General features: G+C 51.9%; 14 protein-coding genes. All 14 read left to right on the forward strand.

The window, feature by feature from the left end; all coding sequences use genetic code 11:
- The first annotated feature begins 27 nt into the window (after window positions 1–27).
- The 14 genes from ovoA (at window position 28) to atpD (ending at window position 13,778) form a co-directional block, all read left to right on the forward strand.
- Window positions 28–2,187 (forward strand): 5-histidylcysteine sulfoxide synthase, encoded by a 2,160-nt coding sequence (ovoA, locus tag LJN55_RS23200; RefSeq protein ID WP_227535404.1) that lies wholly within the window; start codon window positions 28–30, stop codon window positions 2,185–2,187.
- Between the two features lie 125 nt (window positions 2,188–2,312).
- Window positions 2,313–2,774 (forward strand): transcriptional regulator AsnC, encoded by a 462-nt coding sequence (asnC, locus tag LJN55_RS23205; RefSeq protein ID WP_133844867.1) that lies wholly within the window; start codon window positions 2,313–2,315, stop codon window positions 2,772–2,774.
- Window positions 2,775–2,801: 27 nt separating this feature from the next.
- On the forward strand, window positions 2,802–3,053 hold the full coding sequence (locus tag LJN55_RS23210) for a hypothetical protein (RefSeq protein WP_133844865.1): 252 nt from the start codon (window positions 2,802–2,804) through the stop codon (window positions 3,051–3,053).
- Window positions 3,035–3,475 (forward strand): FMN-binding protein MioC, encoded by a 441-nt coding sequence (mioC, locus tag LJN55_RS23215; RefSeq protein ID WP_133844863.1) that lies wholly within the window; start codon window positions 3,035–3,037, stop codon window positions 3,473–3,475. The genes LJN55_RS23210 and mioC overlap by 19 nt, the downstream gene beginning before the upstream one ends.
- A 466-nt stretch (window positions 3,476–3,941) precedes the next feature.
- Window positions 3,942–5,831, forward strand: a complete 1,890-nt coding sequence (mnmG, locus tag LJN55_RS23220; RefSeq protein WP_133844861.1) for a tRNA uridine-5-carboxymethylaminomethyl(34) synthesis enzyme MnmG — start codon at window positions 3,942–3,944, stop codon at window positions 5,829–5,831.
- Window positions 5,828–6,448: a 16S rRNA (guanine(527)-N(7))-methyltransferase RsmG gene (rsmG, locus tag LJN55_RS23225; RefSeq protein ID WP_200642181.1), complete on the forward strand. Its 621-nt coding sequence runs from the start codon at window positions 5,828–5,830 to the stop codon at window positions 6,446–6,448. The genes mnmG and rsmG overlap by 4 nt, the downstream gene beginning before the upstream one ends.
- 824 nt (window positions 6,449–7,272) lie before the next feature.
- A complete protein-coding gene (gene atpI, locus LJN55_RS23230; RefSeq protein WP_133844857.1) occupies window positions 7,273–7,653 on the forward strand; it encodes a F0F1 ATP synthase subunit I in 381 nt (126 codons plus the stop codon).
- Window positions 7,654–7,661: 8 nt separating this feature from the next.
- The gene (atpB, locus tag LJN55_RS23235) at window positions 7,662–8,474 is read left to right on the forward strand and encodes a F0F1 ATP synthase subunit A (RefSeq protein ID WP_133844856.1); all 813 of its coding nucleotides are present in this window, start codon (window positions 7,662–7,664) and stop codon (window positions 8,472–8,474) included.
- Between the two features lie 50 nt (window positions 8,475–8,524).
- Complete coding sequence (gene atpE, locus LJN55_RS23240; protein ID WP_003849523.1) at window positions 8,525–8,764, forward strand: F0F1 ATP synthase subunit C; 240 nt, start codon at window positions 8,525–8,527, stop codon at window positions 8,762–8,764.
- A 100-nt stretch (window positions 8,765–8,864) separates the two neighbouring features.
- Entirely contained in the window at window positions 8,865–9,335 is a 471-nt protein-coding gene (gene atpF / locus LJN55_RS23245; protein ID WP_062744106.1) for a F0F1 ATP synthase subunit B, read from the forward strand.
- Between the two features lie 11 nt (window positions 9,336–9,346).
- On the forward strand, window positions 9,347–9,880 hold the full coding sequence (atpH, locus tag LJN55_RS23250; protein ID WP_133844854.1) for a F0F1 ATP synthase subunit delta: 534 nt from the start codon (window positions 9,347–9,349) through the stop codon (window positions 9,878–9,880).
- 14 nt (window positions 9,881–9,894) lie between these two features.
- Window positions 9,895–11,436, forward strand: coding sequence for a F0F1 ATP synthase subunit alpha (gene atpA / locus LJN55_RS23255; RefSeq protein ID WP_133844851.1), 1,542 nt, complete (start codon window positions 9,895–9,897; stop codon window positions 11,434–11,436).
- Between the two features lie 54 nt (window positions 11,437–11,490).
- A complete protein-coding gene (gene atpG, locus LJN55_RS23260; RefSeq protein WP_133844849.1) occupies window positions 11,491–12,360 on the forward strand; it encodes a F0F1 ATP synthase subunit gamma in 870 nt (289 codons plus the stop codon).
- A 35-nt stretch (window positions 12,361–12,395) separates the two neighbouring features.
- Window positions 12,396–13,778 (forward strand): F0F1 ATP synthase subunit beta, encoded by a 1,383-nt coding sequence (gene atpD, locus LJN55_RS23265; protein ID WP_133844847.1) that lies wholly within the window; start codon window positions 12,396–12,398, stop codon window positions 13,776–13,778.
- Window positions 13,779–13,781: the final 3 nt, after the last annotated feature.

Here is a 13,781-nt window from a genome sequence, read left to right on the forward strand (position 1 = left end):
CTATAGTGATGTATACGCTTTAGCCACATGGCAAGATGGGAGCATCACGTGACTTCGCAACAACACCAGACAGGATTACCTGCCCCAACCCGCACGCTGCAGTTAACCGGCAATGACCCGGAACAAAAACGTCAGCAATTGCTCAATTACTTCCGCCAGACATGGGAGCTGTATGAAAGCCTGTTTGACTGCCTGGCGGATGAACGGGCGTGGACAACCAAAGCGATATCGCTACGGCATCCGCTGATCTTCTACTACGGTCACACCGCCACGTTCTATATCAATAAGCTGATGGCAGCTCGCCTGCTCGACAACCGTACCGACGATAGCATTGAAGCGATGATGGCCATCGGCGTCGATGAGATGAGCTGGGATGACCTCGACACCAGTCACTATGCCTGGCCATCGGTCGCTGAACTGCGCGATTATCGCGGTAAAGTGCGCGCCCGCGTTGAACAGCTGATCCGTGAGATGCCGCTAACGCTGCCGATCACCTGGGATAGCCCGGCCTGGGTTATCCTGATGGGCATCGAACATGAGCGTATCCATCTTGAAACCTCCAGCGTGCTGATTCGACAGTTGCCGCTGGCATGGGTCAAACCGCAGCCACACTGGCCGGTGTGTCCGGATGCGCGCCATGAGCGTCAGACGGTGCCGCATAACAGCCTGATCAGTGTTGCCGCAGGACGTGTCACTCAGGGAAAAACCGATGACACCTACGGCTGGGATAACGAGTATGGCAGCCGCATCACCGACGTGAACGCTTTTGAGGCCAGTAAAATGCTGGTCAGTAACGCAGAGTTCTTCGACTTCGTGACGGCGGGTGGCTATCAGACACCACGCTGGTGGGATGACGAAGGCTGGGGCTGGCGTGAATTCGCGAAAGCCAGCCAACCTACCTTCTGGAGCGGGAACGTAGACCAGCCGGAAACGCTGAAGCTCCGCCTGATGGCGGAAGAAGTCCCGATGCCCTGGGACTGGCCAGCCGAAGTCAATCAGCTTGAAGCTGCGGCATTCTGCCGCTGGAAAGCCGAAGTGACAGGCCAGTCTGTTCAGCTTCCCGCCGAAAGCGAATGGATGCTGCTGCGTGAGAAGGTGGCCGGCGATCAGCCTGACTGGGATAACGCACCGGGTAATATCAATCTCTCCCACTGGGCCTCATCCTGCCCGGTCGATCGTTTTGCTCAGGGTGAGTTTTTCGATCTGATCGGTAACGTCTGGCAATGGACGACCACACCCATTTCAGGTTTTGAAGGTTTCCGCGTCCATCCTTTATATGATGACTTCTCCACGCCGACGTTTGATGGTAAGCATTCGCTGATCAAAGGCGGCAGCTGGATCTCTACGGGGAATGAAGCGCTAAAGTCGGCACGCTACGCTTTTCGCCGCCACTTCTTCCAGCACGCGGGTTTCCGCTATGTGGTCTCCGATCATCAGGAAAGCCGGGCCAGTAACCCCTATGAAACCGACAGCATGGTGTCACAGTACCTCGACTTCCAGTACGGGCCGGAATACTTCGGCGTGGCCAACTACGCGAAAGTGCTGGTTGAGATAGCCTGCGGTGTCACAAACCAGCGTCAGCGGGCACTGGATATTGGCTGTGCCACAGGACGTGCGAGTTTTGAACTGGCACGTCATTTCGGCCAGGTGGTGGGAATGGACTATTCCGCACGCTTTATCGACGTGGCATTACAGCTCACCAGCGGCGAAGAGTTCCGCTACGTCACCCAGGAAGAGGGCGAGCTGGTGGAATACCGACAGGTACAGTTGAAGGATATTGCCCTCGGTACTGAACAGGCCAGCCGTATTCAGTTTGTACAGGGCGATGCCTGTAACCTGAAACCGCAGGCTGAACCCTTCGATCTGGTGCTGGCTTCGAACCTGATTGATCGTCTGCGCCAGCCACGTCGCTTCCTGCAGGACATCACCCGCATGATCCGCCCCGGCGGTGTGCTGATGCTCTCTTCTCCTTATACGTGGCTGGAAGACTTCACGCCGAAGGAAAACTGGCTGGGAGGCATTCGTGAAAACGGTGAGGCGCTATCGACTTACCAGGCGTTGCAGCGCCTGCTGGCACCCGATTTTGAGGAGATCGAACCCGCACAGGATGTGCCGTTTGTCATCCGCGAAACGGCGCGTAAGTACCAGCACACCGTCGCTCAGGTGACACTGTGGCGTAAACGTTAATCTTTTGTTCTCCGGCGGGCACCCTTCGGTGCCCGCTGTCATATCGGCACTCTGATTGCCATTCTGTTCACGATCCCGCACATTAATACTCTGTTCATTGAATAACATTCAATCTCGGAGCCACTATGCCGGAAAATATGCAGCCAGATAATCTCGACCGCGGCATTCTCAATGCACTAATGGAGAATGCCCGTACCGCCTATGCCGAACTGGCCAAGCAGTTCAACGTCAGCCCCGGCACTATCCACGTGCGCGTGGAGAAGATGAAGCAGGCGGGGATCATTAAAGGAACGCGCGTTGAGATAGATCCGAAGCAGCTTGGTTATGATGTCTGCTGCTTTATCGGCATCATTCTGAAAAGTGCCAAAGACTATCCGTCAGCAGTGGCGCGACTGGAAGCACTGGATGAAGTGGTCGAAGCGTATTACACCACCGGGCACTACAGCATCTTTATTAAGGTCATGTGCCGCTCGATCGATGCCCTGCAACAGGTATTGATCAACAAGATCCAGACCATCGATGAAATCCAGTCCACCGAAACCCTGATCTCCCTGCAAAACCCGATTATGCGCACCATTATCCCGTGATCGGTGCATAAGGTTATCCACACCAGAATGTTTTCTCAGATCCCCTCCTCGTCATGCACCGTCGACGGTGCCGTCAGTTTCGATCCGGCCAGCGCACAGCACCCGCAGCGTACTGAAGTACGTGAGGAGCGCGAACACTGCCCGGATTGGAACTGGCCAACAAGCCAGGTGCCTGGCAGTAATACCCTTAATTATCCACAGGTAGATCCCATGGTGATCACAGAGTACAATGCCCGCCATTATCATTCAGGGATCTCATCATGGCCGACATTACCTTAATCAGTGGCAGCACCTTAGGCAGCGCAGAATATGTGGCCGATCATCTTGCTGAGAAGCTTGAAGAAGCAGGACATACAACAGAAACACTGCATGGGCCGGAGCTGGAAGAGCTGAAAATGGAAGGGATATGGATTGTGGTGAGTTCTACCCACGGTGCCGGTGAACTGCCCGATAACATTCAGCCACTGTTTGAAGCCATAAAGGAACAGCAACCGGATCTGAGTAACCTGCGTTACGGGGCTGTAGGCATTGGTAATCGTGAATATGATCTGTTTTGCGGTGCCATTATCCAGTTTGACGAGCTGCTGACATCACTGGGAGCACAGCGTATTGGCGATCGACTGGATATAGATGTGCTGCAACATGAGATTCCCGAAGATCCTGCCGGTGTCTGGGTAGAAAGCTGGAAAGAACTGATCTAACTCTTGCCCGGATCGGCCGGAGATCCTCTGCCCGATCCGCAAAACTGGCCTTTTTCGATCCTGAGTTTTGTAAATATTGCCCTTTTTTGCCTGGTTTTAACGCATTCAACTGTGGATAACTAGGCTCAATACAGTCTGATAACCGGTGTTTATCCCAAGGACAACATGAGTACCTGGCTGAGCCTGTGGATAACATGCCATTTAGATCCCAGCTTATACGGTGTGGGATCACCGATCATTAACAGCTAATGATCCTGTCTAATCACTTGATCCTTATCAGCAAAAAAGGCTTATCCACAGAGATCGTCGATCCTAATAGAAGATCTAATAAAGAGATCTCTAAATAAAAAAGATCTTCTTTTTAATACACGAAGATCCCGGTGCTTTCGCCATCGTCTAAAGTTGAGTAGAATCCACGCCCTCAGCAACACTCCCTTAATTCGCACAAACCGCGAGGTGCAGTACCATGTTTTATCCAGATCCTTTTGACGTCATCGTAATCGGTGGTGGTCATGCGGGAACGGAAGCAGCGATGGCTGCTGCCCGTATGGGTCAACAAACCCTGTTATTGACCCATAACATCGACACACTGGGGCAGATGTCCTGCAACCCAGCGATCGGCGGTATCGGAAAAGGACATCTGGTAAAAGAAGTGGACGCACTGGGCGGGCTGATGGCTCATGCCATTGACCAGGCGGGTATCCAGTTTAGGATACTAAACGCCAGCAAAGGTCCGGCAGTGAGAGCAACCCGTGCTCAGGCCGATCGTGTACTGTATCGTCAGGCGGTACGTACAGCACTGGAGAATCAGCCCAACCTGATGATCTTCCAGCAGGCGGTTGAAGATCTGATTGTCGAAAACGATCGTGTCGTGGGTGCCGTCACCCAGATGGGTCTGAAGTTCCGTGCCAAGGCCGTTGTGCTGACGGTAGGAACGTTCCTTGATGGTAAAATTCACATCGGAATGGACAACTACAGCGGTGGACGTGCTGGTGATCCGCCTTCCATCTCGTTATCACAGCGTCTGCGTGAACTTCCTCTGCGTGTAGGACGTCTGAAAACCGGAACCCCTCCGCGTATTGATGCCCGAACCATTGATTTCAGCGTTCTGGCTCCGCAGCATGGTGATACGCCGATGCCAGTGTTCTCGTTTATGGGTAATGTCAGCCAGCATCCACAACAGGTGCCGTGCTACATCACCTACACCAACGAAAAAACCCACGATGTGATCCGCAATAATCTCGATCGCAGCCCAATGTATGCCGGGGTGATCGAAGGGATCGGTCCACGCTATTGCCCATCGATCGAAGACAAAGTGATGCGCTTTGCCGATCGCAATGCACACCAGATCTTCCTGGAGCCGGAAGGGCTGACCAGCAACGAAATTTATCCAAATGGCATTTCTACCAGTCTGCCGTTTGACGTTCAGATGCAGATCGTACGTTCTATGCAGGGAATGGAGAATGCCAAAATCGTTCGTCCTGGCTATGCCATTGAGTACGATTTCTTCGATCCACGCGATCTGAAACCGACGCTGGAAAGCAAATATATTGAGGGTCTGTTCTTTGCAGGACAGATCAACGGCACCACAGGTTATGAAGAAGCCGCTGCACAGGGGTTACTGGCGGGTCTGAACGCCGGACGTCTGTCTGCTGACAAAGACACCTGGGCACCGCGTCGCGATCAGGCCTACCTTGGCGTACTGGTTGACGATCTCTGCACACTCGGCACAAAAGAGCCGTACCGCATGTTTACCTCACGTGCTGAATATCGTCTGATGCTGCGTGAAGATAACGCCGATCTGCGACTGACGGCTGCGGGTCGTGAACTGGGTCTGGTGGACGATGCCCGTTGGGCTCGTTTCAACGAGAAACTGGAAAGCATTGAACTGGAACGCCAGCGTCTGCGAGATATCTGGGTACATCCGAAATCAGAGTGCGTTGCTGAGGTGAATACACTCCTGAGCGCAGGCCTGACGAAAGAAGCGAGTGGTGAAGATCTGCTGCGCCGCCCGGAAATGACTTACCAGAACCTGATGACATTGAGCAACTTTGGCCCGGCATTAACCGATCCTCAGGCGGCTGAACAGGTTGAGATCCAGGTCAAATACGAAGGCTATATTGTCCGTCAGCAGGAAGAGATCGATCGTCAGTTACGCAATGAGAACACCTTGTTACCTGTTGATCTGGATTATCGTCAGGTCAGCGGCCTCTCTAACGAAGTGATCGCGAAACTTAACGATCATAAGCCAGGGTCAATTGGCCAGGCGTCACGTATTTCTGGGATTACACCTGCAGCCATCTCAATTTTACTTATTTATCTTAAAAAACAGGGGCTTTTACGTAAAAGCGCATGATTAATAAATTATCCGTATTGCTAAAAAGCGCCGGTATTTCCCTGTCCGATCAGCAGAAACAACAGCTGGTCGGTTATGTGGAAATGCTGCATAAATGGAATAAAGCCTACAATCTGACGTCAGTACGTGACCCTGAGCAGATGCTGGTACGCCATATACTTGACAGTATTGTGGTGGAGCCTCATCTGTCAGGCGATCGGTTTATTGATGTGGGTACCGGGCCTGGATTACCGGGCATTCCACTGGCGATTGTCAGGCCGCAGTCTCATTTCACGCTGCTGGACAGCCTGGGCAAGCGCGTACGCTTCCTTAAACAGGTACAGCATGAGCTGAAGCTGGAAAATATTTCACCGGTACAAAGCCGTGTAGAAGACTTTCCTGCCGAGCCGCCGTTTGATGGCGTGATCAGCAGAGCTTTTGCCTCGCTGACGGATATGGTCACCTGGTGCCATCATCTGCCGGGTCCACAGGGTCGTTTTTACGCGTTAAAAGGTGTGCTGCCTCAAGATGAAATCGCGGCATTACCTGCCGGTTTGACGGTGGAAAACGTTCTCCCACTGAGCGTTCCTCAGCTCGAAGGTGAGCGCCATTTGGTGATTATTGCCCCTTCTGCCTGATTTTGACGTTGTGCGAACCTGGCCTGTCAGCCTGTTTTTTTAGCGTTGATGGGTTTTTTTTCACAATTATTGGCCTTTTTAACCAGAAAAAACGGTATTTCAGTGATAGTTAACCCCTGAAATCATATGACTTTTTGGTGGGTCAATAGCACATTTAAAGTGTGGGTATTCAGAATATGCTCATCTCATGATTTTTTTTGCGAAAATTTGCCTGGACGGAGCTGTTACCATCGGGTTAAATCACTCAGCGGAAATTATCTGAAAACCTCTGTTACATTTAACGTTATTTTCACATTTAGTTATCACTTGAGTCATATTTTCGTGGTGCGACAGGGATAAAATAGTCACGCAGGAAAATATATCGCGCTAATAAATTAGCGTGAGTGATGACTGGGTCGATGTTAAATATTTGCTACAGATGTCAATAAAAGCTTTTAATCGAGATAACAGTGTGTTTTTACAAAAATTATAATTATCTATCTGATTTTAATCATTTTATTGATGTTATGTTATTCAGGTTTATTCAAAAGGCAGTTTGATTCTCCGCCATTACATTACTAATTTGTGATCTTCCGCACGCTTTGTAAGCATGGATTCGCGGGCATTGCAGAAAAAAGTCGATAAGCAGCCGTTGTCATTGGTTTTGGAAAATAGGCTGCTGGAAAGAAATTTAAATAATTGTTCACCTTTTCTCTACTTATCGATTGAAATCACAGGTGCGCACCGTATAATTTGCACGGTTTTTGCTGCTTGACTCAAAAGAGCAAAGGCAGTTTTATACGACACGCGACATACCCCTTTCGGGGCAGGAGAGTTTCAGCGACATGTCAGTGTCCCTTTACAGAGTTAAATTTGCCCGAACCATACTGCTGTGGCAGTTGGCGACCTTCGTCGTAATCGGTGCGCTGTTTTCCTTTAAAGATCTGACCTGGGGCGTGTCCGCCCTTGCCGGCGGGCTGGCAGCCTGGCTGCCAAACGTGTTGTTTATGATTTTTGCCTGGCGCCACCAGGCGGGGCATGAAGTAACGGGACGGCTTGCCTGGACTTTTGCGCTAGGCGAAGCGTTGAAAGTTTTCGTTACGATCCTCGTGATTATCGTGGCGCTGGGAGTGTTTAAGGCGGTGTTTACGCCGCTGGGACTGGCCTGGTTATCGGTGCTGATTGTGCAAATCGTCGCACCGGCTGTAATTAACAACAAAGGGTAAGAGGCATCATGGCTGCAGGAGAAATCTCTACGCCGCAAGAATACATAGGCCACCACCTGAAGAACCTTCAGTTGGACCTGCGTACCTTCGAGCTAGTGAATCCGCACGACGCACCGTCGTTCTGGGTATTAAATATCGACTCCATGTTTTTCTCTGTGGTGCTGGGACTGGTGTTCCTGGTGCTGTTTCGCAAAGTGGCGAAATCAGCGACCAGCGGCGTGCCAGGCAAATTACAGGCCGCTGTTGAGTTAGTTGTTGGTTTCGTTGACGACAACGTGCGCGACATGTACCACGGTAAAAGCAAACTAATCGCTCCGCTGGCCCTGACGGTTTTCGTCTGGGTGTTCCTGATGAACTTTATGGACCTGTTACCTATCGATTTGCTGCCGCATATCGCCGGGATGATGGGGCTACCAGCGATGCGTGTGGTGCCTTCTGCTGACGTGAACGTTACGTTGTCGATGGCCCTTGGCGTATTTATTTTGATTCTGTTCTACAGCATCAAGATGAAAGGCATTGGCGGCTTTACTAAAGAGCTGACTCTGCAACCCTTCAACCACCCTGTGTTCATTCCGATCAACCTGATTCTGGAAGGTGTGAGCCTGCTGTCCAAACCGGTATCTCTGGGTCTGCGACTGTTCGGAAACATGTATGCGGGTGAATTGATTTTTATCCTGATTGCCGGTCTGTTGCCGTGGTGGTCACAGTGGATTCTGAGTGTGCCTTGGGCCATTTTCCACATACTGATCATCTCGTTGCAGGCTTTCATTTTCATGGTCTTAACGATTGTCTATCTGTCGATGGCATCTGAAGAACATTGATTTTTTTCTCAACACTACTGCGTTTTAACTGAAACAAACTGGAGACTGTCATGGAAAACCTGAATATGGATCTGCTGTACATGGCTGCCGCTGTGATGATGGGCCTGGCGGCAATCGGTGCTGCGATCGGTATCGGCATCCTCGGAGGCAAATTCCTGGAAGGCGCCGCACGCCAACCGGATCTGATTCCTCTGCTGCGTACGCAGTTCTTTGTTGTAATGGGTCTGGTGGATGCAATCCCGATGATCGCTGTTGGTCTGGGTCTGTACGTGATGTTTGCTGTCGCGTAAAACCGTTTGTTCATCGCCGTACTCACGTATAGCGATGAACGGATTCTGCCGCTGTCATCACAGCGGCAGAAAACGTTAACTTAACAAGAGGCATTGTGCTGTGAACATTAACGCAACAATCCTCGGCCAGGCTATCGCGTTCATCCTGTTCGTAGCGTTCTGCATGAAGTACGTATGGCCGCCGCTTATGGCCGCTATCGAAAAGCGCCAGAAAGAAGTTGCTGAAGGCCTTGCTTCCGCTGAACGTGCCAAGAAAGATCTGGATCTCGCGCAGGCTAATGCGACCGATCAGTTGAAAAAAGCGAAAGAAGACGCTCAGGTAATCATCGAGCAGGCGAACAAACGCCGCGCTCAGATCCTGGACGAAGCTAAAGCTGAGGCTGAACAGGAACGTAGCAAGATCGTCACTCAGGCGCAGGCAGAAATTGATGCCGAACGCAAACGTGCACGTGAAGAGCTGCGCAAGCAGGTCGCGATGCTGGCTGTTGCCGGCGCCGAGAAAATCATTGAACGTTCCGTGGATGAAGCTGCTAACAGCGACATCGTTGATAAACTGGTCGCTGAACTGTAAGGGAGGGGCTGATGTCTGAATTTACTACCGTAGCTCGCCCCTACGCTAAAGCCGCTTTTGACTTTGCGGTTGAACATCAAAGTATCGATCGCTGGCAGCAGATGCTAGCGTTTGCCGCCGAAGTGGCTGGCAATGAACAGGTATCAGAACTTCTTTCCGGCGCTCTGGCGCCGGAAGCGTTGTCTGGCGCGTTCATCGCAATCTGTGGTGACCAACTCGACGAAGCCGGTCAAAACCTGATTAAGGTGATGGCTGAAAACAAACGTTTGCCTGCGCTTGCCGCTGTTCTGGAACAGTTCATCCAACTGCGTGCCGCACATGATGCGACCGCCGAGGTTGAAGTTATCTCTTCCACAACATTGAGCGATGAACAGCTGACCAAAATCAGCAGCGCGATGGAAAAACGTCTGTCACGCAAAGTTAAGCTGAATTGCAAAATTGATAAGTCTGTAATGGCAGGCGTAATCATCCGAGCGGGTGATATGGTCATTGACGGAAGCGTACGCGGTCGTCTTGAACGCCTCGCAGACGTCTTGCAGTCTTAAGGGGACTGGAGCATATGCAACTGAATTCCACCGAAATCAGCGAACTGATCAAGCAGCGCATTGCTCAGTTCAATGTAGTGAGCGAAGCTCACAACGAAGGTACTATTGTTTCTGTAAGTGACGGTATCATCCGCGTCAACGGCCTGGCCGATGTGATGCAGGGTGAGATGATTGCCCTGCCGGGTAACCGTTACGCAATCGCACTGAACCTGGAGCGTGACTCTGTTGGTGCAGTTGTGATGGGCCCATACGCTGACCTCGCCGAAGGCATGAAGGTGAAGTGTACTGGCCGTATCCTGGAAGTGCCGGTTGGCCGTGGTCTGTTAGGCCGCGTGGTGAACACCCTGGGTGCACCTATTGACGGTAAAGGCGCTATCGACAACGACGGTTTCTCACCGATCGAAGTGATTGCACCTGGTGTTATCGATCGTCAGTCCGTTGACCAGCCTGTACAGACCGGTTACAAATCTGTCGATGCAATGATTCCAATCGGCCGTGGCCAGCGTGAGCTGATCATCGGTGACCGTCAGACCGGTAAAACCGCGATGGCGATCGATGCGATCATCAACCAGCGCGATTCAGGCATCAAATGTGTGTACGTTGCTATCGGCCAGAAAGCCTCTACCATCGCTAACGTGGTACGCAAACTGGAAGAACACAACGCGCTGGCTAACACCATCGTTGTTGTTGCGACTGCCTCTGAGTCTGCTGCTCTGCAATACCTGGCTCCGTATGCCGGTTGCGCCATGGGCGAATACTTCCGTGACCGCGGCGAAGACGCTCTGATCGTATACGATGACCTGTCTAAACAGGCTGTTGCTTACCGTCAGGTTTCTCTGTTGCTGCGCCGTCCACCAGGTCGTGAAGCCTTCCCTGGCGACGTGTTCTACCTCCACTCCCGTCTGCTGGAGCGTGCTTCCCGTGTGAGCGCCGACTATGTTGAGCGTTTCACCAATGGTGAAGTGAAAGGTAAAACCGGTTCACTGACCGCGCTGCCAATCATCGAAACCCAGGCGGGTGACGTTTCTGCGTTCGTTCCAACCAACGTAATCTCGATTACTGATGGTCAGATCTTCCTGGAAACTAACCTGTTTAACTCCGGTATTCGTCCGGCAGTTAACCCGGGTATCTCCGTTTCTCGTGTTGGTGGTGCTGCTCAGACCAAGATCATCAAGAAACTGTCCGGTGGTATTCGTACCGCTCTGGCACAGTATCGTGAACTGGCTGCGTTCTCTCAGTTCGCATCCGATCTGGATGAAGCAACCCGCAAACAGCTGAGCCACGGTCAGAAAGTGACCGAGCTGCTGAAGCAGAAACAGTATGCGCCGATGTCCGTAGCGCAGCAGGGTCTGGTTCTGTTTGCTGCCGAGCGCGGCTTCCTGAATGACGTCGAACTGGCGAAAATCGGTAGCTTCGAAGCAGCACTGCTGGCATTTGCTGATCGCGATCACGCAGAGCTGATGGCTGATATCAACCAGTCTGGTAACTATAACGGCGAAATCGAAGAGAAGCTGAAAGGCCTCCTCGAAACGTTTAAAGCAACCCAGTCCTGGTAATGTCTGGCGGCTTGTCCCTTAGGGGGCAGGCCGCAAGGCTTTGAGGAGAAGCTTATGGCCGGCGCAAAAGAGATACGTAGTAAGATCGGCAGCGTGCAAAACACGCAGAAGATCACCAAAGCGATGGAAATGGTCGCCGCCTCCAAAATGCGTAAATCGCAAGAACGCATGGCGGCCAGCCGTCCTTATGCAGAGACCATGCGCAAAGTGATTGGTCACATTGCGTTAGGTAATCTGGAATACAAGCACCCTTACCTGGAAGAGCGCGACGTTAAACGCGTTGGCTATCTGGTCGTATCTACCGACCGCGGGCTTTGTGGTGGTTTGAACATTAACCTGTTCAAAAAAGTGCTGGCAGATATGAAGGCCTGGTCTGATAAAGGCGTCGAGAGCGATCTGGCGGTTATCGGTTCTAAAGGTCAGTCATTCTTCGGTTCTGTTGGCGGCAACGTGGTTGCTCAGGTAAGCGGAATGGGTGATAAACCTGCGCTGTCCGACCTGATTGGCCCGGTCAAAGTGATGCTGCAAGCATACGATGAAGGCCGTCTCGACAAGCTGTTTATTGTCAGCAACAAATTTATCAACACCATGTCTCAGTCTCCACAGATCGTACAGCTGCTGCCGTTACCGCCAGCAGATGATGCGGAAGGCGTTGTGAAGAAGAGTACCTGGGACTATCTGTATGAACCCGATCCGAAAGCGCTGCTGGATACATTACTGCGTCGCTACGTCGAGTCTCAGGTTTACCAGGGTGTTGTTGAAAACCTGGCCAGCGAGCAGGCCGCGCGAATGGTGGCGATGAAAGCCGCGACCGATAACGGCGGAAACCTGATCAAAGAGCTTCAGTTGGTATACAACAAAGCTCGTCAGGCCAGCATCACCCAGGAACTTACCGAAATTGTCGGTGGGGCCTCCGCGGTTTAACCAGGTATACGCAGAATTTAGGTAGAGGATTCAAGATGGCTACTGGAAAGATTGTCCAGGTAATCGGCGCCGTAGTTGACGTCGAATTCCCTCAGGACGCAGTACCACAAGTGTACAGCGCCCTTGAGGTTAAAAATGGTGATGCTCGTCTGGTGCTGGAAGTTCAGCAGCAGTTGGGCGGCGGTGTGGTTCGTACCATCGCAATGGGTTCTTCCGACGGCCTGAAACGTGGCCTGGAAGCGGTTGACCTTCAGCACCCAATTGAAGTCCCTGTCGGTGTGGCAACACTCGGCCGTATCATGAACGTGCTGGGTGAGCCAATCGATATGAAAGGCGACATCGGCGAAGAAGAGCGTTGGGCAATTCACCGCGCAGCACCTTCTTACGAAGATCAGTCTAACTCGCAGGAACTGCTGGAAACCGGCATCAAGGTTATCGACCTGATGTGTCCGTTCGCTAAGGGCGGTAAAGTCGGTCTGTTCGGTGGTGCGGGTGTAGGTAAAACCGTAAACATGATGGAACTGATCCGTAACATCGCGGCAGAACACTCAGGTTTCTCGGTATTTGCTGGCGTGGGTGAGCGTACTCGTGAGGGTAACGACTTCTACCACGAAATGACCGACTCTAACGTTATCGATAAAGTTTCCCTGGTCTATGGCCAGATGAACGAGCCACCAGGAAACCGTCTGCGCGTCGCGCTGACTGGCCTGACTATGGCTGAAAAGTTCCGTGACGAAGGTCGTGACGTTCTGCTGTTCATCGATAACATCTACCGTTACACCCTGGCCGGTACTGAAGTATCAGCACTGCTGGGTCGTATGCCTTCTGCGGTAGGTTATCAGCCAACGCTGGCGGAAGAGATGGGCGTTCTGCAGGAACGTATCACCTCGACCAAAACCGGTTCAATCACGTCTGTACAGGCCGTTTACGTTCCTGCGGATGACTTGACTGACCCGTCTCCAGCCACCACCTTTGCTCACTTAGATGCAACCGTGGTACTGAGCCGTCAGATCGCTTCCCTGGGTATCTACCCGGCGGTTGACCCACTGGATTCAACCAGCCGTCAGCTGGATCCACTGGTTGTTGGTCAGGAACACTATGACACTGCGCGTGGCGTTCAGTCACTGCTGCAGCGTTATCAGGAACTGAAAGACATCATCGCCATCCTGGGTATGGATGAACTGTCTGAAGAAGACAAACTGGTGGTAGCACGCTCTCGTAAGATGCAGCGTTTCCTGTCCCAGCCGTTCTTCGTGGCAGAAGTATTCACCGGTTCCCCGGGTAAATACGTGTCTCTGAAAGATACCATCCGTGGCTTTAAAGGCATCATGGAAGGTGAATTCGACCATATGCCAGAGCAGGCTTTCTACATGGTCGGTTCTATCGAAGAAGCCGTGGAAAAAGCGAAGAAACTGTAATCG

Origin of the sequence: Erwinia rhapontici, assembly GCF_020683125.1 — a bacterium.
Lineage (GTDB): Bacteria > Pseudomonadota > Gammaproteobacteria > Enterobacterales > Enterobacteriaceae > Erwinia > Erwinia rhapontici.

What these genes read in the sequence shown, in the direction of transcription:
- asnC (WP_133844867.1), top strand. Translation starts at nt 2,313, where the DNA reads ATGCCGGAAAATATGCAGCCAGATAATCTCGACCGCGGCATTCTCAAT.
- mnmG (WP_133844861.1), top strand. Translation starts at nt 3,942, where the DNA reads ATGTTTTATCCAGATCCTTTTGACGTCATCGTAATCGGTGGTGGTCAT.
- atpE (WP_003849523.1), top strand. Translation starts at nt 8,525, where the DNA reads ATGGAAAACCTGAATATGGATCTGCTGTACATGGCTGCCGCTGTGATG.
- atpA (WP_133844851.1), top strand. Translation starts at nt 9,895, where the DNA reads ATGCAACTGAATTCCACCGAAATCAGCGAACTGATCAAGCAGCGCATT.
- LJN55_RS23210 (WP_133844865.1), top strand. Translation starts at nt 2,802, where the DNA reads ATGTTTTCTCAGATCCCCTCCTCGTCATGCACCGTCGACGGTGCCGTC.
- atpB (WP_133844856.1), top strand. Translation starts at nt 7,662, where the DNA reads ATGGCTGCAGGAGAAATCTCTACGCCGCAAGAATACATAGGCCACCAC.
- rsmG (WP_200642181.1), top strand. Translation starts at nt 5,828, where the DNA reads ATGATTAATAAATTATCCGTATTGCTAAAAAGCGCCGGTATTTCCCTG.
- atpG (WP_133844849.1), top strand. Translation starts at nt 11,491, where the DNA reads ATGGCCGGCGCAAAAGAGATACGTAGTAAGATCGGCAGCGTGCAAAAC.
- atpD (WP_133844847.1), top strand. Translation starts at nt 12,396, where the DNA reads ATGGCTACTGGAAAGATTGTCCAGGTAATCGGCGCCGTAGTTGACGTC.
- mioC (WP_133844863.1), top strand. Translation starts at nt 3,035, where the DNA reads ATGGCCGACATTACCTTAATCAGTGGCAGCACCTTAGGCAGCGCAGAA.
- atpI (WP_133844857.1), top strand. Translation starts at nt 7,273, where the DNA reads ATGTCAGTGTCCCTTTACAGAGTTAAATTTGCCCGAACCATACTGCTG.
- atpH (WP_133844854.1), top strand. Translation starts at nt 9,347, where the DNA reads ATGTCTGAATTTACTACCGTAGCTCGCCCCTACGCTAAAGCCGCTTTT.
- ovoA (WP_227535404.1), top strand. Translation starts at nt 28, where the DNA reads ATGGCAAGATGGGAGCATCACGTGACTTCGCAACAACACCAGACAGGA.